A 23,546-nucleotide genomic window follows, 5' to 3' on the forward strand; every position below is an offset into this window, starting at 1 on the left:
GCACCGCCGCGCGGCGTCCCCCGGTGGGTGGACCCACGTCCCCCACGCGGGGGAGCCGCAGGTGATCGGGAGACGGTGTCCCTCGTCAGGATGCCGGCCGGCGGGCGGGTGACGCCGTGGTGATCGGGACGGTGTCCCTCATCAGGATGCCGGCCGGCGGGCCGGTGACGCCGTGGTGATCGGGAGACCGGTGTCCCCCAATCGGGTGCCCGCTGGCGCCGTGGTGATGCGATCGGAGGAGAGGCGGCCGCAGGGCGCGCCTCCTCCCCGGTCACGTCCCGAGCACCAGCGGGGCGAGGCGGTCGCGGTGCCAGGCGGCGTCGCCGAACAGCCTCGCGGCGGAGTGGGCCCGCTTGAAGTAGAGGTGGGCCTCGTGCTCCCAGGTGAAGCCGATGCCGCCGTGCAGCTGGATCGTCTCGGCGGCCACGGCGGAGAACGCCTCGGCGCAGTACGCCTGCGCGGTCGCGGCGCGGATGCCCAGGTCGGGAGCGTCCTCGGTGAGCGCCAGGGCGGCGTCGTGGCTGACCGAACGGGCCGACTCGACCAGCACGTACAGGTCGGCCAGCCGGTGCTTGACCGCCTGGAACGAGCCGATCGGCCGGCCGAACTGCTCCCGGGCCTTCACGTAGCCGAGCGTCATCTCCAGGCAGCGGGCGCTGCCGCCGAGCTGTTCGGCGCTGAGCGCGGTGGCGGCGACCGCGAGCAGCCGGTCGAGGATCCGGTGACCGTCGGCGCCGATCAGCCGGGCGGGCGCGGCGTCGAACGTCACGCGCGCCTGCGGCCTGGTGCGGTCGAGCGTGGTCAGCGGCTCCACCTTCACGCCGGGAGCGGAGGGCTCCACGGTGTAGACGGCGAGGCCGCCACCGGGCGTGAGCGCGGGCACGATGAGCAGGTCGGCGCGCGCGCCGTCGAGCACGTGCTCCTTCACCCCGGTCAGCAGGCCGTCCCGCACCCGCGCCCGGATCGCGGCCGGGTCCCACGTGCCGCTCTCGGCCCAGGCCAGCGCGCCGACCCGGCTGCCGTCGGCCAGGCCGGGCAGGAGGCCGGTGGCCCCGCAGGCGAGCAGGGCCTCGGTGGCGAGGACGGCGGAGCCCAGGTAGGGGACCGTGGCGAGGGCGCGGCCCAGCTCCTCGCACACCACGTGGGTCTCGGCCGGCGTGCAGCCAGCTCCGCCGTGCTCCACGGGCACGGCCAGCCCGAAGGCGCCCACCTGGTCGGCGAGCAGCCGCCACACGGTCTCGTCGTAGCCGGCTTCGGCCTCGGGCCCGGGCCGGGACGGGGGGTTGCGTGAGAGAAGGGTGCGCACGGTGCGCCGTAGCTCTTCCTGCTCGTCGGTAGTGATCATGTCCGTCCAAGGGTCAACGGTCGGGGTGAACATATTCTAACAACTGTTTGGTAGAGTGCCACCTGTGAACCGGAGCGAAACGTTCAGGGCCGAGGTGCGCGCCTGGCTGGAGGACAACCTGTCGGGAGAGTTCGCCGGCGCCCGCGGGCTGGGCGGGCCCGGCCGCGAGCACGAGGCGTTCGACATCCGGCTGGCCTGGGAGCGGCACCTCGCCGCGGCCGGCTGGACCTGCCTGGGCTGGCCCGAGCGGTATGGCGGGCGCGGCGCGAGCGTCGAGGACCAGGTCGCCTTCCACGAGGAGTACGCACTGGCCCGGGCGCCCGCGCGGGTCGGCCACATCGGCGAGAACCTGCTCGGCCCGACCGTCATCGCGTTCGGCACCGACGAGCAGCGGCGGCGGTTCCTGCCGCCGATCGTGGACGTCGAGGAGCTGTGGTGCCAGGGCTACTCCGAGCCCGGCGCCGGCTCCGACCTGGCCGGCGTGCAGACCCGCGCCGAGCTCGACGGCGACCGGTGGCGCGTCAGCGGGCAGAAGGTGTGGACCTCCCTGGCCGTCGAGGCCGGCTGGTGCTTCGTGCTCTGCCGCACCGAGTCCGGCTCCACACGCCACCACGGGCTGTCCTACCTGCTGGTGCCGATGCGCCAGGACGGCGTGGAGATCAGGCCGATCGTCCAGCTGACCGGGACCAGCGAGTTCAACGAGGTCTTCTTCGACGACGCCGTGACCGACGCGGGCAACATCGTGGGCGGGCCCGGCGACGGCTGGAGGATCGCCATGGCCACGCTCGGCTTCGAGCGCGGCGTGGCCACGCTCGGCCAGCAGGTGGGCTTCCGCCACGAGCTGGAGGCCGTCATCGAGGTCGCCCGGCGCACGGGCGCGATCGACGACCCACTGCTGCGCGACCGGCTCGTCCGCTCCTGGATGGGCCTGCGGGTCATGCGGCTCAACGCGGTCCGCACCATGGCGGGCATCGCGGCGGGCGCGCCGGGGCCCGAGTCGTCCATCTCCAAGCTCGTCTGGGGGATCTGGCACCGGGAGCTGGGCGAGCTGGCCATGGACGTGCTCGGCGCCGCCGGGATGATCGCCGACGGGCCGCCGTACGACCTGAGCGACGCGCAGCGGCTCTACCTGTTCTCCCGGTCCGACACGATCTACGCCGGTTCGAACGAGATCCAGCGCAACATCATCGCCGAACGCGTGCTCGGGCTGCCCCGCGAGGCGCGCCCCTGAGTTCGGTCCGGGCACCCTCGTCACGAGCATGGACGTGCTGTCGGTCGGGCGTCGAGCAGGCTGCCTGGTGGCGGGATCTTAGCGGACAACGTCACTCACGCCACTGGTCGCGTCGGCAGGAGAGGAACAATGATCCTTTCCATGCCATCCGAGCTTTCCCGGCCGCCCACACCCCCTGAACAGGCCGTCGATGAGGGGCGGCGCAGGTGGCGCGACTTTCGGCTTCTGTGGGGCGGTCAGAGCGTCAGCCTGCTCGGCGATCAGGTCTTTCTGCTGGCATTGCCGCTCGTCGCGATCGAAGTACTGCACGCGAGCACTATGCAGGTCGCGGTGCTGTCGGCGGTGAGCAAGGCGCCGTTCCTGCTGATCGGTCTGCCGGCCGGGGTCTGGGTGGCCCGGCTGGGGCTGCGACGGGCGATGGTCGGCGCCGACGTGGTACGCGGCTTGGCCGTGCTTTCGCTGCCGCTCGCCGCTGGGGTCGGCGTTCTCGGCTTTCCGCACCTGCTCCTGGTCGCGGCGGTCACCGGCGCCGCCATGGTGTTCTTCCAGGTGGCCTACCAGTCCTATCCGCCGTTGTTGATCAGTGACGATCGGCGGTTGCACGCCGCCAACACCCGATTGTCGTTCTCCGAGTCGACGGCGCTGCTCATCGGCCCCGGCCTGGCCGGCGTCGTCATCAGCGTGACCGGTGCGGTGCGAGCCCTGCTCTTCGATGCCATCAGCTACCTGGCCAGTGTGCTGACCATCGCCGCGATCCGCCACCGTGAGCCGGCCCCCACGGCTCCGACCCGCCATCCGCTCGTGAAGGAAGTGGGCAGCGGCCTGCGTTACGTCGCCGCCCATCCCATCCTTCGGCCCATCATGATCTGTGGTGCCGTCTACAACCTCGGCGTGGCCATGTACGACTCAATGCTGGTCGTGTTCGCCGTACGGCACCTGCACCTGAACCCATCGGCCCTCGGCCTGTCCATCGCCGTCGGCGGCGCGGGATTCCCCCTGGGCAGCCTGCTGGCGCGACGACTCGCCGATCGCGTCGGCATCGGCCCGTCGCTCATTCTGGCCGGGGTACCTTCCGTGCTGGGGCTCGCGATCGCCGCCTCCGCCAACGGCCACCTGTCAGTGCCGCTGCTGGCCATCGGAACCTTCGTCAACGGCGTCGGCCAAGGAGTGTTCGCGGTCAACGCGCTCACCGTCCGGCACCTCTCCACTCCGCCCGAGATGACCACCCTCGCCACTGCCGTGCACAGAACGGTGACCTGGGGCATGCTGCCGATCGGCTCGGCCATCGCGGGAGTCGTCGGCTCCGCGTTCGACCTGCGCGTCGCCATGCTCACCGCGGCCGGCACCGCCACCTTGTGCATGATCCCGCTCCTGGTCCGGCCCATGCGACGAACTCGCCGGCTCACCAGGGTCACCACACCAGCACCGTCGGACCACCAAGGACAACAAGATGATCCACAGACAGCCGCACCGCCGGATCGACACCATGATCAGAAAGCGTAACGATGACGTCTGACCTGAGCCCGCGCGAGTGCCTGGCCCGGTTCGCTGACGCCTGGGCCGGCCGGGACGCCGACGGATTGTTGGAGCTGATGACCGACGACGCCGTCTACGCCGCGTCCGTCGGCCCGGAACCCGGTCGTACGTTCCGCGGTCGTACCGAGCTGGCCGCAGGATTCCGCACCATGTTCGAGCATGACGCGGGCGCCCGCATCGAGCAGGGTGAGCCGCTGATTCTCGGCGAGTGGGCCGTCAGCACCTGGGCCTACCACTTCGTCCGCGCCGACGGATCACGATGGTCTGAGCGCGGCATCGACCTCTGGCGATTCCGCGACGGAAAGATCTGCCTCAAGGACGCCTACCGCAAGACAAGCGGCTGATCGAGGCTCCTACGGTTGAAGGGGACGACGCCATCTCGACACTGAGCGAACTGCGCAAGCGGGGACTGCGCGTGGCGTGCTCAGCGACTGCACCGTCGGATTGGCCCAGACCTGGCCGCAGACGGCGCTTGCCGGCCTGGTCAACGCGACGTGTGCTCTCCGGTGACACCGGCGGTCCCGGCCGGTGAGAGGGGCGTCGGCGGCTCGCCAGGTGCGGTCCTTCTTCAGGATGTGACTGGAAGGCCGGCGGCCAGCAGCTCGGGTGACTCGGAGCGGCCGTCGAGGACGCGGTTGACGCGGGTGACGACGCGCCAGCCGTCAGGTCTGCGGCGCAGCGTCCAGTGGTTGGCGGTGGCGCGGCGAACCCTGAACCCGTCGCCGGAGCGGTCCTTGACGATCATCAGGGAGTAGCAGAGGGCGACCGCGTCGTCGCCGGTCACCGTGACGTGCGGGGCGCCGATGACGTGGGCGCAGCCGCGGGCGATCCAGCCCTGGTGCGCGTCGGAACGGACCATGGCGGCGATCTCGGCCCGGCCGTTCATCAGCAGCTCGTCCACGTCGTACACGCCGCCGGGCTCCCACAGCGCGGCGACGGCGTCGGCGCCGCCGCTGTCGGCCAGCGGGCCGTAGGACAGGACGAGGCGGGTCACCTCCAACTCGTCCTCCAGCCTGCGCGTGCGCTCCTCCAGCAGGGCGAGCCGCTCCTCGATGCCGCTCACGCGTCCTCCCCGAGACGAGCCGGGTCCGTGGCCGGTCCCGTGGTCGGTCCCGGGGCCGTGGCCGGGTTCGTGGCCGGGGCCGGTGGGCTGAAGTCGAGGCCGATCGCGGTGCCGAGGGCGCGCAGCGTCTCCAACTGGTCGCAGTAGTGGGCGGCCGACGTGGCGGCCACGTAGACGGCCGCCACCGTGGCGCCCGCCTCGCGCACCCGCTCCAGGGCGCGCGCGGCGGCGTCGGGCGCGCCGGACGGGTCCACCGGGCGGCCGAGGCCGAACACGACGTCGAAGGGGTCGGGCAGCTCGGCCTCGCGGACCATCGTCGCGAGCGTCTCCAGGGGGAGCCCGAACGGCGTCCACCCGTCGCCGTGGGTCGTCGCGCGGCGCAGGGAGCGCCGGGTCTGGCCGCCGATCCACAGTGGGACCCGTGGCTGCACCGCGTGCGGCTCCACCACGAAGCCGGAGTAGTCGTAGTAGCGGCCGTGGAACTCGGGCTCGCGCCGCGAGAGGGAGGCGCGCAGGGCCGCGAGCGCCTCGTCGGCGCGCGGGCCGCGATCCTCGAACGGCACGCCGAGCAGCTCGAACTCCTCTTCCAGACTGCCCACGCCCAGGCCGAGCGTGAGCCGGCCGCCGCTGATCAGGTCGAGCGTGCCGTACCTCTTGGCGATCTCGAGGGGGTGGTGGTAGCCGAGGACGAGCACGTGGGTGGCCAGCCGGATGCGGCGGGTGCGGGCGGCGAGGTAGCCCAGCGTCGCGAGCGGATCCCAGTAGGCGCCGCCGCGCTGCCGGGCGGCCTCGGCCGGGACGGCGACGTGCTCGCTGCAGGTGAGGTGGTGGTAGCCCAGCCGGTCGGCGGTCTCGGCGATCCGGCCCAGGTCATCGGCGCCCGCCCCGGTCTCCCATTCCGAGTAGGTGCCCGGAAAGCGCACCACGACAGGACTCACAATGCCGATTCGCACCGGCTCCACCTCACTTCGCGTCTTGGACCCCGCTCGCAGAATTCTTTCTAGTCAACCGACGTCCAGGGCCGATTCGCCGATCTCACTGACCGGAATCGGACACGGCGTAGATTATCGCCCCGCCTGGCGACCTCTTCCCTCGGGCCCGGTGCGTTGCTAAGGTCAATAACAAGAATTCATTTCAGTTTTGGGAGGTGCGATGACCGCTCTCAGCACTGAGCCCGCCCCGGCGCCGCCGCGGCGGGAGCTGCCGCCATCGATGGTCGAGCGGATGACGTTGATCATGGACGCCTTCACCGGCCGATCCACCCGGCTCACCCTGGAGGACGTCGCCCGCCGTACCCACCTCCCCCGCTCCACGGCACACCGGATCCTCGACCAGCTCGTCCAGCTGAGCTGGCTCGACCACACGTCCTTCGGCTACCGCCTCGGCAAGCGGGCGCTCGGGCTCGGCGGCCGGGACGGGAGTCACGGCGAGATCCGCGAGGCGGCCGCGCCGCTGCTGCACGAGCTGCAGATCAGGACGGGCATGGTCGTCCACCTGGCGGTCCTCGACGGATCGGAGGTGTTCTACCTGGACAAGGTCGGCGGCAGGTTCGCCCTGTCGGTCCCCTCGCGGGTGGGCGGCCGGGCTCCGGCCCACTGCACCGCGCTGGGCAAGGCGATCCTCGCCTGGCTGGAGCCGGAGCAGGTGGACGCGCTGATCAGCGGCCCCATCAGCCGGCTGACCAACCGGACGATCGGCGACATCGGCACCCTGCACCAGGAGCTGAACCGGATCCGGCAGCGCCGGGGCCTGGCCTTCGAGCGGGGGGAGTGCTTCCCCCAGATCGCCTGCGTCGCGGCGGCGATCCGCGGCCACGAGGGGCCGGTGGCGAGCATCTCCCTGGTGGGCGAGAGCCGTACCCCGCTGGAGAAGGTCGCCCCGCTGGTGGTCGACGCGGCGCGGCAGGCCGCGCTGGCGCTCTTCCCCGGTCTGGAGACCTCACGGCGCTCCCGGGGCGCCACCCGGACGCCCGATCGCACCTGGTCCGCCGAGACGATGAACCAGATGCTCGCCGTCGGCCAGGACGGAGACTGGCTGTGAGACGCCACCACGAGAGCGGCTACCCCCAGTGGTCGCCCCACCCCCACAGGTTGGGGCCGGGCGGCGTCTGATCGGCGGGCTCCGGCTGCTCGACGCCGAACCTGCCGCGGAAGAACAGCATCGGGCGCTGCTCGCTGACCTGCTCCAGCTCCAGCACCCGGCCGATCACCACGTCGTGGTCGCCCGCCACGTGCACGTCGTGCACCTCGGCGTGAACGCGCAGGAGCACGTCGCGCAGCGCCGGAGTGCCCCAGCGCGACAGGTCCCAGTCGAGCCCGTCGTACTTCCTGCCCTTGCTGGAGCCGAACCGGCCGCAGATGTCGACCTGCTCCTCGCCCAGCACGTTCACGCAGAAGCGGCCCGAGCTGCGGATCCGCGGCCAGGCGCGGCCGTTGTGGTCGGCGCAGAACAGGATCAGCGGCGGCTCCAGCGACACCGAGGCGAACGACTGGCAGGCGAAGCCCACCGGCTCCTCGCCGTCCAGGCCGCTGACCACCGTCACGCCGCTCGCGAACATCCCCATCGCCCGCCGGAACTCCGCCGGGGTGGGCGCGTCGGGGTCCGGCGTGAACGCGGGATCGGCGGATGCGGCTGTCATGGGTCACCTCGCGTGCGACGGCGGCTCGGGTGACGAACGTACAAAGGCCCGCGCGGCGCCCAGACGGCGGGATCCCGTTGAGTGGAAGGGCTTTCTGCTCCGGCAGGTCCCGGGCCCCGGCCGCCGGGCGGGCCGGTCCCGGTCTCGCTGATTGGGATGATCTCTGGGCTTGCCCGTTCTGTCCGATTACCTTCGACTTACCTTCGACGCAGCCGACACCTTGCTATGACCGGGACGGAAGATGACCACGGAGCTGACCCACGAGTCGACCTTGCGCGAGCTCGCCACCGATCAGGGGGTGCTGCGCTACCACGAGGCCGGTGAGGGCCCGCCTCTGCTGCTCCTGCACGGCTCGGGCCCCGGCGTCACGGGCTGGCGGAACTACCGCGACAACCTGGCCGCCCTCTCCGAGCGTTTCCGCTGCCTGATCCTGGAGTTCCCGGGGTTCGGGGTCAGCGACCCGACCGACCGGCATCCCATGGTGGCGGCCCACGGCGCGGTGATCCGCTTCCTCGACGGCCTCGGGCTCCAGCGGGTGGACGTGATCGGCAACTCGATGGGCGGCATCGTGGCCACGCAGGTGGCGATCGCCCACCCCGACCGGGTCCGCCGGCTCGTCACCATCGGGGGCATCGGCCGCAACCTGTTCAGCCCCGGGCCCGGCGAGGGCATCAACCTCCTCATGGAGTTCACCGAGAACCCCACCCGGCAGGCGCTGGTGCAGTGGCTCAACTCCATGGTGTACGACCCGGCGATCGTCACCGAGGAACTGATCGAGGAGCGGTGGACCCAGGCGACCGACCCGGCCACGCTCGCCGGCGCCCGCCGGATGTACGGCAGGGCCGCGATGGCCGCCCGCGCCTCCGCCGCCTCCGACGCGCCGCCGTACTGGGCGATGCTGCACAAGCTGAAGGCCAGGACGCTGATCACGTGGGGACGCGACGACCGGGTCAGCCCGCTCGACATGGCCATCATCCCGATGCGCACCATCCCGGACGCCGAGCTGCACGTGTTCCCCGACTGCGGCCACTGGGTGATGATCGAGCGGAAGGCAGCCTGGGAGAGCGCCGTGCTGTCCTTCCTCACCAGGAAGGACGACCGGTGACCGGCTGGGACCACGAGTTCGACCTGGTCGTCGTCGGCAGCGGCGGCGGTGGCATGGCCGCCGCGCTGACCGCGCACGACAGCGGGCTGTCCTGCGTCGTCGTGGAGAAGGGCTCGAAGTACGGCGGCAGCACCGGGATCTCCGGCGGCGGCATCTGGATCCCGAACAACCCCACCCTGCGCGCCAGGGGACACGACGACAGCCGCGAGTCGATCCGCCGCTACCTCGACCTGCTGACCGGGGGACGGGTCCCGGCCGCCCGGCTCGACGCGTACGTGGACCAGGGCCCGGCCGCGATGGAACTGCTCGGCACCAGCAAGTGGATGCGGTTCTTCTGGACCAAGGGCTACGCCGACTACCACCCCGAGCTGGAGGGCGGCCGACCGCTGGGCCGGTCGATCGAGGCGGTGCCGTTCGACACCCGCGCGCTCGGCGAGGACGAGAGACACCAGCGGCCCAACAGCATGAAGGGCCCGCTGGGCCTGTGGATCACCGGCAAGGACTACCACGACCTGGCCATGGCCAAGCGCACCTGGCGCGGCCGGTGGGCCTCCGTGGTCGCCGCCTGGCGGGTCTCCTCGAACGTGGTCCGCCGCCGGCACATGGCCACCGGCGGGCGCGCGCTCGTCGCCCGGCTGCGGATGGCGCTCAAGGACGCCGGAGTCCCGCTCTGGCTGAAGACGCCCATGACCGGCCTCGTGACCGGCGACGACGGCGCGGTCACCGGGATCGTCGCCGAGCGCGACGGCCGGCCCGTGCGGATCCGCGGCCGGCACGGTGTGCTGCTGGCGACCGGCGGCTTCGACCACAACCCGGAGCTGCGGGCCAGGTACCTGCCCGAGGGCGGCCGGGCCGACTTCGGCATGGGCGCCAGGGAGAACACCGGTGACGGCATCCTGGCCGGCGAGCGGCTCGGCGCCGCCCTCGACCTGATGGACGACGCCTGGTGGATGCCCGCCGTGCGGCACCCCGCCGGGGCGACCATCCCGCTGGTGTCGGAACGGTGCATCCCGCCGTCGATCATCGTGTCGGCCGAGGGCAGGCGGTTCACCAACGAGTCGTCGCCGTACGTGAACTTCGTGCACGACCAGCTCGCGGGCGGGCACGTGCCGGCCTGGTTCGTGATGGACGCCAAGGCCCGCGCCCGATACCCGTTCGCGCAGATCCTGCCCGGGATGCCGATTCCGAAGGAGTTCTACGAGCAGGGCATCGCGTTCACCGCCGGCACGCTCGCCGAGCTGGCCGGGAAGATCGGCGTCCCGGCCGGAGCGCTGGCCGAGACGGTGGAACGGTTCAACCGGTTCGCCGAGACCGGCAGGGACGAGGACTTCGGCCGCGGCGAGAGCGCCTACGACCGCTACTACGGCGACCCGACGCTGCCGAACCCGAACCTCGACGTGATCGGCAAGGCCCCCTTCCACGCGTTCCGGATCGAGGTCGGCGACCTCGGCACCAAGGGCGGCCTGGTGTGCGACGAGCACAGCCGGGTGCTGCGCGGCGACGGCTCGGTGATCGACGGCCTCTACGCCACGGGCAACACCTCGGCGTCGGTGATGGGCAACGAGTACGCCGGGCCCGGCGCCACGATCGGCCCGTCGATCGTCTTCGGGTACGTCGCCGCGCGGCACGCCGCCGCCAGAGCGCGCTGGGACGGGCAGGTCACGCTGCCCCACTCGGCCTGACGGCGGGGACGGAGACAGCCATGACGCAACCGGCCCCGCTCAAGGTGCGGGTCGTCGAGGTCATCCGCGAGACCCCGGACGCCCACTCGCTCGTGCTGGAGCCCGCCGACGGCGACCACGCCAGGTTCGGCTACCGGCCCGGCCAGTTCCTCACCGTACGGGTGCCGACCGGCCGGCCGGAGGGCGCGGCGCGCTGCTACTCGCTCAGCAGCTCGCCCGTGTGCGACGACCGGCTCAAGGTGACCGTGAAACGCACCCGGGACGGCTACGGGTCGAACTGGATCTGCGACAACGTCACCGAGGGCGACGTGCTGGAGGTGCTGCGGCCCTCGGGCACGTTCACCCCGTCCTCACTCGACGACGACCTGCTGCTCTTCGCGGGCGGCAGCGGCATCACGCCGGTCATGTCGATCCTCAAGTCGTGCCTGCGCGGCGGGACCGGCGCCGTCACCCTCATCTACGCCAACCGGGACGAGAAGTCGGTGATCTTCCGCGACGAGCTGGTCGCGCTGGCCGCCGAGCACGGCGAGCGGCTGACGGTCGTGCACTGGCTGGAGTCGGTGCAGGGCCTGCCCACCGCGGCCGGGCTGGCCGCCCTGGCCCGGCCGTACGCGGGCCGGGAGGCGTTCGTCTGCGGGCCGGGGCCGTTCATGGACCTCGTCACGCGGATCCTCGCCGGGATGGACGCGCCGCGCGTCAACGTCGAGCGGTTCGAGTCGCTGGCGGGCGACCCGTTCGCCGAGTCCGGCGTCGTGATCGACCCGGCGGCCCCCGGCAGCACGGTCGAGGTCGAGCTGGACGGCCGCACGACGACGGTCGCCTGGCCGAGCGGGAACAAGCTGCTCGACGTGCTGCTGGCCGCCGGCCTGGACGCGCCGTACTCGTGCCGCGAGGGATCGTGCAGCGCCTGCGCCTGCGTGCTGCTGGAAGGCGAGGTCACGCTGGAGCACAACACCGTGCTGGACCAGCGGGACCTGGCCGACGGCCTGATCCTGTCGTGCCAGGCGATCCCGGTCAGCGAACGGCTCAAGGTCACCTACGACGGATGAACCCCGGTCGTGCCCGGCGGGCTCCCACTGAGCGGGAAGCGGGCACCGGAGCGGCGGCCATGACTGGAAGCCTTACCCCGACCGTCTACATCTGCGGAGGACCTGATGCTGGAAGAGGCGCAGCGGGCGGCCGCGGCCGGACGGCTGCGGACGGCCGAGCGGGACCGGGCTCCGATCGAGCCGCTGACCGACGAGTTCGCGGGCATCGACGTGGTGGACGCCTACGAGATCCAGCTCGCCAACATCCGGCGCCGGCTCGCGGACGGCGCCCGCGTCCACGGGCACAAGGTGGGGCTGTCCTCCCTGGTGATGCAGCAGATGATGGGCGTCGACGAGCCCGACTACGGGCACCTGCTCGACGACATGGTGCTGTCGGAGGACACCCCCATCGAGACCTCCGCGTACTGCTACCCGCGGATCGAGGTCGAGATCGGCTACGTGCTCGGGGCGAGCCTGCCCGGCGAGGGGTGCACCGAGGCCGACGTGCTCGCCGCGACCGAGTACGTCGTGCCGAGCCTCGAGCTCATCGACAGCCGGATCAGGGACTGGAAGATCCGCCTGGCCGACACCATCGCCGACAACGCCTCCTCGGCCGGCGTGCTCCTCGGCGCCGCCCGGGTCAGCCCGGCCGAGCTGAACCCGGCCGACGTCGAGGCCGTGCTCCACCGGGACGGCCGGGAGGTCGCCCGGGGCAACACCAGCGCCGTCCTGGGCGACCCGACCACCGCCGTGGCCTGGCTGGCCAGGAAGGTCGCCTCCTTCGGGGTCAAGCTCGAAGCGGGGCACGTCATCCTGCCCGGCTCCTGCACCAGGGCGATCGACGTGCGTCCCGGCGACACCTTCCGCGCCGAGTTCGCCGGGCTCGGCTCCGTGACCGCTCGATTCGAATGAGGTCGACGAATGAGGGTCGACGAATGAGGGTTGACGAAATGAGGGTTGACGAAATGAGGGTTGCCGAGATGAGCGTTGGCGAAATGAGGTTGGGACAGTGACCAAGGCGACCGCCGCGATCGTCGGCTCGGGCAACATCGGGACCGACCTGATGTACAAGCTGCTGCGCTCCGACCTCATCGAGCCGCGCTGGATGATCGGCGTCGAGCCCGACAGCCCGGGGCTCAAGCGGGCCGGCTCTGCGGGCCTGACCGCCTCCGCCGAGGGGGTCGGCTGGCTGCTCGCCCAGGACGAGCGGCCCGACCTGGTCTTCGAGGCGACCTCGGCCTACGTGCACAAGGAGAACGCGCCCCGCTACGAGGCGCTCGGCATCCGGGCGGTCGACCTCACCCCGGCCGCGCTCGGCCCCGCGGTGGTGCCCGCCGTCAACCTCGGCGCCCACCTCGACGCGCCCAACGTCAGCCTCATCACCTGCGGCGGGCAGGCGACGATCCCGATGGTGCACGCCGTGTCTCGCGTCACCGAGGTGGCCTACGCCGAGATCGTCGCCAGCGTCGCCTCGCCGTCGGCCGGGCCTGGCACACGGGCCAACATCGACGAGTTCACGCGCACCACCGGGCGGGGCATCGAGACGATCGGCGGCGCCGCGAAGGGCAAGGCGATCATCATCCTCAACCCGGCCGAGCCGCCGATGCTCATGCAGGACACGATCTTCTGCGCGATCCCCGAGGACGCCGACCGCGACGCCCTCGCCGCCTCCATCAAGGAGATGGCCGCCGCCGTCGCGTCGTACGTGCCAGGCTACCGGCTGCGCGCCGAGCCGCAGTTCGACGACCCCACGCCGGTGAGCGGCGGGCTCGCCCGGGTCGCCGTGTTCGTCGAGGTCGAGGGCGCGGGCGACTACCTGCCGCCGTACTCCGGCAACCTCGACATCATGACCGCCGCCGCCACCAAGGTCGGTGAGGGCTTCGCGCAGCGGCTCCTCGCCGAGCGCTCCTAGCCACAGGGAGATCACCCATGCCTTACAGCGCCGACCTCGACATCCGGGTCACCGACTCGTCGCTGCGCGACGGCTCGCACGCCAAGCAGCACCAGTTCACGGTCGAGCACGTGCGCTCCATCGTGGCTGCGCTCGACGAGGCGGGCGTGCCGGTCATCGAGGTCACCCATGGCGACGGGCTCGGCGGCTCGTCGTTCAACTACGGCTTCAGCCACACCCCCGAGCAGGAGCTGATCAAGGCCGCGGTGGCGACCGCGAAGCGGGCCAGGATCGCGTTCCTGATGCTGCCCGGCCTCGGCATCCAGGACGACATCCGCGAGGCGGCCGACAACGGCGCGAGCATCTGCCGGATCGCCACCCACTGCACCGAGGCCGACATCTCGATCCAGCACTTCGGCCTGGCCAGACAGCTGGGACTGGAGACGGTCGGGTTCCTGATGATGGCGCACAGCCAGCCGCCCGAGGTGCTCGCCCGGCAGGCCCGGATCATGGCCGACGCGGGCTGCCAGTGCGTGTACGTCGTCGACTCGGCCGGCGCGCTGATCATGGAGCAGACCGGCGACCGGATCGCCGCGCTCGTGGCCGAGCTCGGCTCCGACGCGCAGGTGGGCTTCCACGGCCACGAGAACCTCGGCCTCGGCGTCGCCAACTCGGTCATCGCCGTCCGCGCGGGCGCCCTGCAGATCGACGGCTCGACCCGCCGGTTCGGCGCGGGCGCGGGCAACACGCCCGTCGAGGCGTTCGCCGCCGTCACCGAGCGGCTCGGCATCCGCACCGGCATCGACACCCTCAAGATCATCGATGCCGCCGAGGACGTCGTGCGCCCGATCATGGACGGGGAGTGCCAGCTCGACCGGCTGACGCTCACCATGGGCTACGCCGGCGTCTACTCCAGCTTCCTCAAGCACGCCGACCGCCAGGCCGGGAAGTACGGCGTGTCCGGCGCCGAGATCCTCATCGAGGCCGGGCGCCGCAACCTGGTCGGCGGCCAGGAAGACCAGCTCATCGAAATCGCAGTCGCCCTCGCGGCGAAGAAGTGAGACAAGCCATGACCAATCCGGTACTCGAAGCGGTCACCCAGCGGGCCGAGGAGATCAGCGCGCTCGGCCCCGCGAACGAGGCGCTGGGCAGACTGGACGATCAGGCGGCCAAGGTGCTGCGCGAGTCGGGCGCCATCCGGATGCTCCAGCCGAGCCGGCACGGCGGCCTCGAACTGCATCCGCGCGAGTTCGCCGAGACCGTCATGAAGATCGCCGCCCTGGACGGCTCGACCGGCTGGGTCACCGGCGTGGTCGGCGTGCACCCCTGGGAGATGGCGTTCGCCGACCCCAGGGTGCAGGAGGAGATCTGGGGCGAGAACCAGGACACCTGGATCGCCTCCCCGTACGCGCCGATGGGCATCGCCCGGCCGGTGGACGGCGGATACGTCTTCAACGGCCGCTGGCAGTTCTCCTCGGGCACCGACCACTGCGACTGGATCTTCCTCGGCGGCATGCTCGGCGACGCCGACGGCAACATGGCCAAGCCGCCCACCTCGCTGCACCTGATCCTGCCGCGCTCCGACTACGAGATCGTCGACGACTCCTGGGACGTCGTCGGCCTGCGCGGCACCGGCAGCAAGGACATCATCGTCAAGGACGCGTTCGTCCCCGACTACCGGGTCATCCCGTTCTCGAAGGTCGTGGACGGCACCGCCGCCCGGGAGGCCGGGCTGACCAACCCGACCTACCACCTGCCGTTCTCCGCCGCGTTCCCGCTCGGCATCACCGCCTCGGTGATCGGCATCGCCGAGGGCGCGCTCGCGCACCACCTGGCGTACCAGAAGGGCCGGGTGCAGATCACCGGCACCAGGATCAAGGACGACCCGTACGTGCTCTACGCGATCAGCGAGGCGGCGGCGGACATCGCGGCGGCGCGCTCGGCGCTGCTCGACAACGCCTCGCGCATGTACGACCTCGTGGCCTCGGGCCGCGAGGTCACCTTCGGCGAGCGCGCCGTGGGCCGCCGCACCCAGGTCCAGGCCGCCTGGCGGGCGGTCCGCGCGGTCGACGAGATCGTGGCGCGCTCTGGCGGCAACGCCATGCGCGTGGACAACCCGATCCAGCGCTTCTGGCGCGACGCGCACGTGGGCCTCACGCACGCCATCCACGTGCCGGGCTCGGTCTTCCACGCCTCCGCGCTGACCGACCTGGACATCGAGCCGCCGCAGGGACCGATGCGTTCGATGATCTGACCCGGTATGAGGATCGAGAGAACGCGCTAGCTTGTGAGCGTGGAGATCAAAGTGCTGATTTCGGTAGACATGGAGGGCATCGCTGGCATTGTTCATCCGGCGGAGATCAACCCGGAGCGGTACGAGTACGAGCGTGGCCGGAGGTTGATGACGGCGGCGGCCAACGCCGTCGTGGAGGGGACGATCGACGCTGAGCCGGCTGCCGAGGTGCTGGTTGCCGATTCCCACGGCCCGTACCGCAACATCCTGCCTGAGGAACTCGACCGGCGAGCCCGGCTGATCCGCGGCAAACCCCGCGAACTGGGCATGCTGGCGGGCTTGCAGGCCGGTGCCCAGGTGGCGATGTTCGTGGGTTACCACGCACGCGCGGGCGCGGGCGGCGCCGTGCTCGCGCACACCATCGCCGACGCCATCCTTGACGTCCGCGTCAACGGCTGTTCGCACGGCGAGATCGGGATCAACACGTTGCTGGCGGGCTCGTACGGAGTGCCTGTCGTGCTGGCCAGCGGAGACGTCGCCGCGTGCGACGAGTTCAGCGCACTGGTGCCGCAGGCCGTTACCGTGCCGGTCAAACGAGGCCTCGGCCAACTCGCGGCCGACACCCTGCACCCGGAGGAGGCGCGCGACCGCCTTCGGCAGAGCGCCGGCCAGGCGATGCGGCTACACGCCAGCAATCCGCCGGTTTCCGTGCCCCGCCCGCTCCACGTCGAGGTCGACCTGCACCAGCCGCGCTCGGCGGACCTCGCCGCCCTCATTCCCGGCGTCGTCAGGAAGAACGGGCGCACCGTGGCGTTCGACACCGAGGAGATGGCGGCTGCCTACGGCACGCTTCAGCTCATCGTCCTGCTCACACAGATCGGGCCGTGAAGACGACACGTTCGGGGGTCACCCGGCCCGACGGACCGGAACCGGCACCGGGGTGTGGGCTGGTGGGTGGCTGGCGCGTTGCTCCGGCACCTGAAACCACAACCGCGTCGGCGGGATGCCGAGCAGCCGCGCCCACTGGCGCAGTCTCTCCCACAGCTTAGTCGTTGTGCGGCCGGTAGATCGTGATGCCCTGATCGCGCGCGGCGAGGGCTGCGGGTATCCGGGCCGCGACCGTCGGCGAGAGGCGGCCCGGGGCCTCAGCAGCGGTGAGGAAGGCGGCGTCGTCAAGTTCGGTGTGCTGAAGCCGGATGCGCGGGTCGTGCAGCGTGCCTGCGTCGAACAGGAGATACAAGATGGGGCGGGTCCGGTGTCCGCGTGCGGGCGCCCAGTCGACGACCAGGAGCTGGCCTATCTTGGCCTGGATGCCGAGTTCTTCGTGTAGTTCCCGGGCGCAGGCCAGCTCCGGGGGTTCGCCGTCGTCGACCATGCCGCCGGGGATGAGCCAGTGCGGGCGGTAGTTGGGTTTGACCAGCAGGATGCGGCCGTCCGTATCGGTGAGGAGAGCACCGGTGGCTACGTGCACGGAGGCGAGCTGGGCGTAGTAGATCTCCGGCTCGACAAAGGTCCGCTGAACGCTGGTCGCGGGGTGTTGGTCGGTCATGGTTTCGTGAGCAGTTCCCTGGCTTGCTCGCTGTATTCGCGAACGCATCGTACGTCCTGCTGAGGCAGACGCCGGGCGAAATCGAGCAGTCGGGCGCGCAGCCGGGCTGAAGCCAGATGCGGGTAGATGGTGAGGGCCTGCTGGGCGGTGGCGCAGGCGGCGTCGATGTCGCTGCGGCCGGCATGGACGGTGGCGAGCAGCACCTGGTGCAGAGCGCGGGTCCGTACGTTGGAGTCCGGGAGGTCGAGGGCAGCGCCGGCGTGCCTGGCGGCTTCGGCGTGCAGCCCGAGGTCGCGCAGCGCGTGCATGACCGATCCGGCGTGGTGGGCCGGGGTGAAGGTGGACAGCCAGCCGGGGTCTGCTCCCGGCTGGGACCGGCTCATCGCCTGGTCGGCGCGTCGGATCGCGGCTCGGGCCTCGCGGCGGTCGCCGACGAGCGCCCAGCCGCGCGCCTCGACGACTGCCAGGCGCGCGGCGAGGGTTTGCGTGGCGGCCCGGCCGGCGCCTGATCGGGCGGCGCGGGCCAGCCGGGCGGCTTCCGCGCCGTGGTTGAGAAACAGGGCCTGCGTGGCCAGGTTCGATAGAACGTGCGCGGCGTAGGCTCGGTCGCCGGATTGGCGGGCCATGCTGAGCGCCTGGATGAAGAACCGCTGCGCCACGCCTTGGCCGAAGGTGTGGTGCTGATCGAAGGCCATCCACCCGGCGAGTTCGGTGAGGGAGGCGACGGCGGAGAACAACTCGCGGCCCACCGGGGTGGTGTAGCGGCCGGCGAGCAGGGGGGTGACCGCGCGGTCGAGGTGGTCGACAAGCCAGGTGAAGGCGTGGCCGCCGCCGTTGGCGCGGTCAAGGGCGATGAACTCCAGACGTGCCTTGTGCAGCCGCTCCACGTCGGCCATGCCCACAGTCCGGTCCCCCACAGGGCGGTCGGTGGTGGCGCGGGCGGGGGCGAAGTGCCAGTCGAATCCGGCGCCCACCGCGGCGCTGAGGACGAACGCGGACCCGACCAGGGTGCGCCGCTGATTCACCTGCTTCCACAGTTCGGATGCGGTCGCGGCGGCCTGGTCGGCGCTGGTGGCCACGGCCAGGCCCAGCTGTCCGCCGCGGTCGGTGAACCCGAGGTCGTCGACTTCGATGGGGCGGCCGAGCCAGCTTCCGAGGATGTCGGCGAGTAGTTGGGGGACGGGGGCGTCGGGGACGCGGCCGCGCAGCCACCAGTAGACGCTGGCCTGGTCGTAGCGCAGATCCAGCTTGTGTCGGTCGGCGGCCAGCGTGTTCACCTTGCGGGCGACGGCACCGTGTGAGCGGCCGCTGGTGGTGATGAGGGCGGCGAGATCGTGGTTGGTGACAGGCCGTCCCTGCATCGCGTCCACTCCTGCCCTGACGAGCTGTGCCGTCCGCTGTCGCGCCCCACCGTAGGAGGGGATACCCAGGTGGCGCAGCGGAATGGGATCTGCGCAACCCCGCGCAACCCCGCAATGCGGCGGCGCGGTTGGCGCATGGGCGCGCATCTGGTGGCCCGGCCAGGCCCGGGGTGTCCTGACCAGGACATTCGCGGCCGACGTGAGGAGACACGAAACGATGCGCGGAACGAGTGCGATCCTGTCGGAGATCGACGCCAGAGTTGAGGAGATGCGCGCTGCGGCTCATGAGGGGCGGCCACTGCTGGCGCCGCTGGTGATGCTGGGGACGATGGAGCGGGTCGGCTCCAACTGGCTGTCCGACACCTTGCGGTTGGTGATGGACCAGCACAACGAGCCGCTGCGCCAGCAGCTCGCGCCCGGCCATCCGCTGTCGCCGCTCAACCCTGCTGGGGTCGGCCTGGTGGAGGCCGAGCGGCGGCTCACCCCGTACGGGCGGCACTGGCTGGTGGCGTTCGCCGTGTCGAAGTACGCCCCCGTCCGGCAGGCGGTCAAGGAGACGAACCTGTTTCTCGCGACGCCGAACGTGCTGGAGTTGTTCCCGGACGCGCCGGTGGTGGTGCTGACGCGCAGCCCGCTGGGCGTCGCCTCCTCCTTCGCGCGCGGCGGCCTGTTCAGGCGGTGGGACTACCGCGCCCGCTACCGGCAGCTGATGACCGCCACACACAGGGCGGACGCCCCGCTGGCCGGGGCGGCTGCGCTGCTGCCCGACGACGACCCGCCCGACCTGGTCGCGCTCGCACGCCTGCACGTCCTGAACACGCTGCTGCTGGCGACCGCAATCCATCACCGCGACGTCAGCGACACCGGCGAGGTCGTGTGCATCCCGTACGAGGCGGCGGTCAGGAATCCCGCCGCCGGCTGGCACAGCCTCGTGCGGGTGCTGCCCGAGCTCGCCGGGACCAGACGCCCTCTCGCCACGACGGCCGCGGGCACCGCGCAGCCGGTGGGTGAGGACACCTTCGTCACCACCGTCCCGAAGACGGCGCTGACCACGCACCTGGACGAGCGTTCGGCTGAGCTGGTGCGGGTCGCCGCGACGACGGCGCTCACCTCCGCCCAGCGGGTCTTTCCCGACCACATCGCCGCGCTGGTCGGCGAGTGGCTGGCCGGCGACCATCTGTACACACACGTGCCGCATGCCGACCGGCCGGTCGGTCGCCGACCCTCGACGGGGCCGACCGTCCGCTGGAACGGGGGGAACGACGGTGGCGGGGTCGAATATGTGCTGGTGGGCGGCCTGGCCTGGCGCAACCTGCTTGTGTCCAACGCCGAATACGCCGAGTTTCTCAACGAGCTTGCCGAGCATGGCCTGCACAACGAATCCGGTGGCGCCTACCTGCTGTGCTGCGAGATGCCACATGAGCGTGGCGGCCGCCTGCACCGCGACCCCGGCAGCGGCCGGTGGACGGTCAGCGCCGGATTCGCCGACCATCCGGCGTACTGGGTGACGTGGGTCGGCGCGGCCGCGTTCGCCGCCCGCCACGCCGCACGCCTGCCGCAGGTGCAGGAGATGGCCGCCCTGATGGCAGGCGGTGAGGCGACCAACACCGACTACAACGTCGGAGACACCGTCCCGGTCATGCAGAACGGGCTCGCGGCCGGCGGCATTCACCACGTGGTCGGTAACGTGCAGGTGTGGTGCGCGGACGGACCCGACCCGCAGGCAGGGCCGGTGGGCAGGTGGTTGACTGGCGCCGCCTGGAACACCCCTTCTGGACAGGAGGAGGTGCTGCGGCTGCGGCAGCGTCACTTGGTCGGCAGCTCCCGCGGCGTCGGGATCCGCCTCGTCCGTGAAGAGCCGCGCCGGCCGGTTCCCGCAGCGCGGCTGGCCGCGCTGCTCCGCGAGTGGATGTGCAGCCTTGAGGATCGGAGTCTGCCGCTGAACGTCCTCGACGCCCGCCTCGTCGGCGCGCTCACGCAGGCGCGGTCACAGGCCGATGTTCGCTTTGGCGCCCATGTAGGAGCCCGCCCCGGGCCATCCGGCCTCGGCCAGCTCGGCGAAACGCGGGGAGAATCCGATCGCCGACAGGTCGGCGATCGGCACGAAGTGCACGCCGCGGATTGGCGTGGTATCGGCGCCCTCGGCGATCACCCCCACGGTGCCGCCGGTGCGGGCCGCCTCGAACGTCATGTGGATGACGTGGATGCCATCGCCCGGCAGGTGGTCGCACACGTACAGCAGCCGACCAACCTCCACATCGATGCCGGTCTCCTCCCGCATCTCCCGCACCAGCGCGTCCCCGATGGGCTCGCCCGGCTCGATCTTCCCGCCGGGCAGCGACCAGGAGCGCCCGCTGTCGGTGTCCTGGTCCAGGAGGAGGATCCGCCCGTCCTCGATGACAACGCCGGTGACCCTAACCTTCATCACCCCGGCAAAGTACCTCAGGCGGCCGGCTCGCGTAGGGCAGTCCCGCCGACACGGGTGGTGATCGCGGCTGGAGGGTTGGGTACCCGCGTTCACGCGTGGGCCCGCTACCTACCCAAGGAGTGGCTGCCCGTGCACGGGCGTCCCGGCATCGTGCACCTGCTGGAGGAGATCGCCGAGGTCGGCCCCGCCCGGGTGGCGGTCGTCTACCACCCGTACTACGAGCCGTTCGCCGCGTGGGCGCGGCAGGTCCTGGCCGCCGAGGCACATGGCAGCTACCAGCGCGCGGCGGGCCTAAACGTGCCAGAGGTCGGCCCAGAACTGGATATGACGGTGGAGTGGGTTGCTCAAGCCGGCGCCTACGGCGATCTCACCTCGCTGCTCAACGGCGCCGACCACCTTCGGACATGCCGCGACGAGGAGCTGTATGTGGCGTACGGCGACAACCTGTACCCTTCCGCCAACCCGCTTGCGGCGCTGCGGCAGGCGCCGCCCGGCGTGAGCGTCCTGGCTCGCCCCTACCGGGCCGACCTCGCCCAGCAGCGTGGCGTTATCGCGACCTCGCCCGGCGCTGACGGCATCCCGCGGGTGGTCGAGCTGGTGGAAAAGCCCAGCCGGCGAGCGGCGAACGCCCTGCAAGACCGGTACGGGGTCGGCAACTTGATGCTGGTGGAAGGCCGGGCTCGTGTCGATGCAGACTTCGTCGACTTCGGCCGCGCGCACACCGGCTCCGGCTCCGGCTCTGAGGCTGAGCCGAGGTTGTCGCTGGCGTTGGCGGCCTACGCGCGGACCCGCCCGGTGCACGTGGTGTGCACGAGAAGCGAGGTGATCGACCTGGGAGCACCCGTGGCCAATAGGCCAGAGCGCTGCTGAGCTGAGGTTGGAGTATTGCGGCGTGGGGACCAGGCTCGGTGTGATCGCCATCGGACGACGGCTCACGACTCACCCCCGCAGGCGCGAACGCCTCTTCATGTGCGGGAACGCCGCCCGCATCGCCCAGAACGGGCCGTAGTAGCCCATGGCGAAGCCGCGGCCGAGCTGCTCGTCCGTCTTGTTCTCGACCCGGCCGATCCCGCCCGCGCTGCCCCAGGCGTTGTTGACCAGGATGTCGACCCCTGCCGATCCCGTCGCCCCCACCGGTGATGATCGCCGTTCGCCCGTCCAGCCGCCCGGAGCCCATGCGGCTCACCTCCCACTCGTCGAGAGCCTCGGATCGTGGGGAACCTAGTGCCTGGGCCACCTGTATCCGGAGCCGTCTTCCGATCAGTGGGACCCCGCCGGCCGTCAAGACAGGAGCCGACGCTCCCGCACCCACCCGGGAGTCCGGATCGCTCGCGGGGCGTCGGCGTCGCGCGCTCGGCGGGAACCGGGACTCTCACTCAGCGGGAGGTCCGGGGCGGGCCGGGGCGGTGTCTGCCACCTTGGGGTGGAAATGAGACCGCCACGGACCGGAGGGCTCGAATGCTCGACCTCTACACCGGCAGATTGGATGGGGGAACGTGACGCAGATCCGAGGACTTGGCTATCTCAAGGTCCAGACGCGCGACATCGACCGCTGGCGCGAGCTCGTGATCGACGGGCTCGGCTTCGCGGAAGGATCCGGGCCCGACCCGGACACCCTGTACCTCCGGATGGACGAGCGCCAGGCCCGCCTCATCGTGGTGCCCGGCGAGTCCGACCGGGTGCTCGCCATCGGCTGGGAGGTGCGCGACCAGTTCGCGCTCGCCACAGTCGGGCGGGCGGTGGAGGCGTCGGGCACCCCGGTCAAGATGCTCGACGAGCAGGAGGCCGCCGAGCGCGCGGTGGAGCAGGTGCTCACGTTCACCGATCCCGCCGGGGCGCCGGTCGAGATCTTCTTCGGCCCCGTGCTCGACCACAGCCCCGTCATCACCGGCCTGGCGCAGCGGTTCGTGACCGGCCCGCAGGGGATGGGCCACGTGGTGCTGCCCACCACCGCCATGGACGAGACGGTCTCCTTCTACACCGAGGTGCTGGGCTTCCTGCCGCGTGGCGCCATGAAGGTCGGCGGTGGCAGGCCGCCCGTGCGGCGGGTCCGCTTCCTCGGGATCAACCAGCGCCACCACAGCCTGGCCATCTGCCCCGCGCCCTTCGCGGGCGATCCGGGGCTGGTGCACCTGATGGTCGAGGTCGACAGCCTCGACGCGGTCGGGATGGCGCTCGACCGGGTCGGCAAGAGCGGCTTCTCCATCTCCTCCACGCTCGGCCGGCACACCAACGACAAGATGGTCTCCTTCTACGTCCGCGCACCCGGCGGCTGGGACATCGAGTACGGCACCGACGGGATGCTCGTCGACGAGCGCTACTACACGGCCGAAGAGATCACGGCCGACAGCTACTGGGGCCACGACTGGTCCGGGTCCGAGCCGCTCGCCGCCTTCGTCCCCAAGTCCGTCCCCAAGTCCGTCCCCACGTCCTGAACGGATCGCCATGAAGCGTGT

General features: G+C 71.4%; 21 protein-coding genes and 2 pseudogenes. 15 read left to right on the forward strand and 8 right to left on the reverse strand.

Features of this window, described 5'->3' with window-relative positions; all coding sequences use genetic code 11:
* Positions 1 to 271 precede the first annotated feature (271 nt).
* Entirely contained in the window at positions 272 to 1,345 is a 1,074-nt protein-coding gene (locus AB0C16_RS13570; RefSeq protein ID WP_357682240.1) for an acyl-CoA dehydrogenase family protein, read from the reverse strand.
* A gap of 64 nt (positions 1,346 to 1,409) precedes the next feature.
* Between AB0C16_RS13570 and AB0C16_RS13575 the strand changes: the two genes are divergently transcribed.
* The 3 genes from AB0C16_RS13575 (at position 1,410) to AB0C16_RS13585 (ending at position 4,456) form a co-directional block, all read left to right on the forward strand.
* Positions 1,410 to 2,576 (forward strand): acyl-CoA dehydrogenase family protein, encoded by a 1,167-nt coding sequence (locus tag AB0C16_RS13575; protein WP_357682242.1) that lies wholly within the window; start codon positions 1,410 to 1,412, stop codon positions 2,574 to 2,576.
* 141 nt (positions 2,577 to 2,717) lie between these two features.
* Positions 2,718 to 4,079 (forward strand): MFS transporter, encoded by a 1,362-nt coding sequence (locus AB0C16_RS13580; RefSeq protein WP_357682244.1) that lies wholly within the window; start codon positions 2,718 to 2,720, stop codon positions 4,077 to 4,079.
* 2 nt (positions 4,080 to 4,081) lie between these two features.
* Positions 4,082 to 4,456, forward strand: a complete 375-nt coding sequence (locus AB0C16_RS13585; RefSeq protein WP_357682246.1) for a nuclear transport factor 2 family protein — start codon at positions 4,082 to 4,084, stop codon at positions 4,454 to 4,456.
* Between the two features lie 224 nt (positions 4,457 to 4,680).
* Here the strand turns inward: AB0C16_RS13585 and AB0C16_RS13590 are convergent, their stop codons facing one another.
* Positions 4,681 to 5,175 carry a nuclear transport factor 2 family protein gene (locus AB0C16_RS13590; protein ID WP_357682248.1) on the reverse strand — a complete coding sequence of 165 codons (495 nt, stop codon included), beginning with the start codon at positions 5,173 to 5,175 and terminating at the stop codon, positions 4,681 to 4,683.
* Entirely contained in the window at positions 5,172 to 6,128 is a 957-nt protein-coding gene (locus AB0C16_RS13595) for an LLM class F420-dependent oxidoreductase (RefSeq protein ID WP_357682250.1), read from the reverse strand. Before AB0C16_RS13595 ends, AB0C16_RS13590 begins: the two co-directional genes overlap by 4 nt.
* Positions 6,129 to 6,327: 199 nt before the next feature.
* On the opposite strand from AB0C16_RS13595, the gene AB0C16_RS13600 reads away from it, so the two are divergent.
* Complete coding sequence (locus AB0C16_RS13600; protein WP_357682252.1) at positions 6,328 to 7,215, forward strand: IclR family transcriptional regulator; 888 nt, start codon at positions 6,328 to 6,330, stop codon at positions 7,213 to 7,215.
* A gap of 19 nt (positions 7,216 to 7,234) precedes the next feature.
* Here AB0C16_RS13600 and AB0C16_RS13605 read toward each other — a convergent pair whose 3' ends face one another.
* Positions 7,235 to 7,813 (reverse strand): flavin reductase family protein, encoded by a 579-nt coding sequence (locus AB0C16_RS13605; RefSeq protein WP_357682254.1) that lies wholly within the window; start codon positions 7,811 to 7,813, stop codon positions 7,235 to 7,237.
* A 241-nt stretch (positions 7,814 to 8,054) separates the two neighbouring features.
* Between AB0C16_RS13605 and AB0C16_RS13610 the strand changes: the two genes are divergently transcribed.
* From AB0C16_RS13610 to AB0C16_RS13645, 8 genes are all read left to right on the forward strand, one after another.
* The gene (locus tag AB0C16_RS13610) at positions 8,055 to 8,918 is read left to right on the forward strand and encodes an alpha/beta fold hydrolase (RefSeq protein WP_357682256.1); all 864 of its coding nucleotides are present in this window, start codon (positions 8,055 to 8,057) and stop codon (positions 8,916 to 8,918) included.
* Positions 8,915 to 10,600 (forward strand): FAD-binding protein, encoded by a 1,686-nt coding sequence (locus AB0C16_RS13615; RefSeq protein WP_357682258.1) that lies wholly within the window; start codon positions 8,915 to 8,917, stop codon positions 10,598 to 10,600. The genes AB0C16_RS13610 and AB0C16_RS13615 overlap by 4 nt, the downstream gene beginning before the upstream one ends.
* Before the next feature lie 20 nt (positions 10,601 to 10,620).
* Positions 10,621 to 11,649 carry a ferredoxin--NADP reductase gene (locus AB0C16_RS13620; RefSeq protein WP_357682260.1) on the forward strand — a complete coding sequence of 343 codons (1,029 nt, stop codon included), beginning with the start codon at positions 10,621 to 10,623 and terminating at the stop codon, positions 11,647 to 11,649.
* Between the two features lie 105 nt (positions 11,650 to 11,754).
* Complete coding sequence (locus AB0C16_RS13625; protein WP_357682262.1) at positions 11,755 to 12,540, forward strand: 2-keto-4-pentenoate hydratase; 786 nt, start codon at positions 11,755 to 11,757, stop codon at positions 12,538 to 12,540.
* 97 nt (positions 12,541 to 12,637) lie between these two features.
* Positions 12,638 to 13,540, forward strand: a complete 903-nt coding sequence (locus tag AB0C16_RS13630) for an acetaldehyde dehydrogenase (acetylating) (RefSeq protein ID WP_357682264.1) — start codon at positions 12,638 to 12,640, stop codon at positions 13,538 to 13,540.
* Positions 13,541 to 13,557: 17 nt separating this feature from the next.
* A complete protein-coding gene (dmpG, locus tag AB0C16_RS13635) occupies positions 13,558 to 14,580 on the forward strand; it encodes a 4-hydroxy-2-oxovalerate aldolase (protein WP_357682266.1) in 1,023 nt (340 codons plus the stop codon).
* An 8-nt stretch (positions 14,581 to 14,588) separates the two neighbouring features.
* Positions 14,589 to 15,773 carry an acyl-CoA dehydrogenase family protein gene (locus AB0C16_RS13640; RefSeq protein WP_357682268.1) on the forward strand — a complete coding sequence of 395 codons (1,185 nt, stop codon included), beginning with the start codon at positions 14,589 to 14,591 and terminating at the stop codon, positions 15,771 to 15,773.
* 39 nt (positions 15,774 to 15,812) lie between these two features.
* Positions 15,813 to 16,640, forward strand: coding sequence for a M55 family metallopeptidase (locus AB0C16_RS13645; RefSeq protein WP_357682270.1), 828 nt, complete (start codon positions 15,813 to 15,815; stop codon positions 16,638 to 16,640).
* Between the two features lie 157 nt (positions 16,641 to 16,797).
* Here AB0C16_RS13645 and AB0C16_RS13650 read toward each other — a convergent pair whose 3' ends face one another.
* Together AB0C16_RS13650 and AB0C16_RS13655 are read right to left on the reverse strand one after the other, a co-directional pair.
* On the reverse strand, positions 16,798 to 17,301 hold the full coding sequence (locus AB0C16_RS13650) for an NUDIX hydrolase (RefSeq protein ID WP_357682272.1): 504 nt from the start codon (positions 17,299 to 17,301) through the stop codon (positions 16,798 to 16,800).
* Complete coding sequence (locus AB0C16_RS13655; RefSeq protein ID WP_357682274.1) at positions 17,298 to 18,662, reverse strand: hypothetical protein; 1,365 nt, start codon at positions 18,660 to 18,662, stop codon at positions 17,298 to 17,300. The genes AB0C16_RS13650 and AB0C16_RS13655 overlap by 4 nt, the downstream gene beginning before the upstream one ends.
* Positions 18,663 to 19,371: 709 nt before the next feature.
* Between AB0C16_RS13655 and AB0C16_RS13660 the strand changes: the two are divergent.
* A pseudogene (locus tag AB0C16_RS13660) lies at positions 19,372 to 20,295 on the forward strand (SUMF1/EgtB/PvdO family nonheme iron enzyme); the annotation flags it as partial.
* A 354-nt stretch (positions 20,296 to 20,649) separates the two neighbouring features.
* On the opposite strand, the gene AB0C16_RS13665 reads toward AB0C16_RS13660, so the two are convergent.
* Complete coding sequence (locus AB0C16_RS13665; RefSeq protein WP_357682416.1) at positions 20,650 to 21,087, reverse strand: NUDIX hydrolase; 438 nt, start codon at positions 21,085 to 21,087, stop codon at positions 20,650 to 20,652.
* 72 nt (positions 21,088 to 21,159) lie between these two features.
* Here AB0C16_RS13665 and AB0C16_RS13670 point away from each other — a divergent pair.
* Positions 21,160 to 21,960: pseudogene (locus tag AB0C16_RS13670) on the forward strand (sugar phosphate nucleotidyltransferase); the annotation flags it as partial.
* Between the two features lie 69 nt (positions 21,961 to 22,029).
* Here the strand turns inward: AB0C16_RS13670 and AB0C16_RS13675 are convergent.
* On the reverse strand, positions 22,030 to 22,224 hold the full coding sequence (locus tag AB0C16_RS13675) for a hypothetical protein (protein WP_357682275.1): 195 nt from the start codon (positions 22,222 to 22,224) through the stop codon (positions 22,030 to 22,032).
* Positions 22,225 to 22,586: 362 nt separating this feature from the next.
* Between AB0C16_RS13675 and bphC the strand changes: the two genes are divergently transcribed.
* The gene (gene bphC, locus AB0C16_RS13680) at positions 22,587 to 23,525 is read left to right on the forward strand and encodes a biphenyl-2,3-diol 1,2-dioxygenase (protein ID WP_357682277.1); all 939 of its coding nucleotides are present in this window, start codon (positions 22,587 to 22,589) and stop codon (positions 23,523 to 23,525) included.
* Positions 23,526 to 23,546: the final 21 nt, after the last annotated feature.

The organism is Nonomuraea sp. NPDC048916 (assembly GCF_040649575.1).
Classification (GTDB): Bacteria; Actinomycetota; Actinomycetes; order Streptosporangiales; family Streptosporangiaceae; genus Nonomuraea.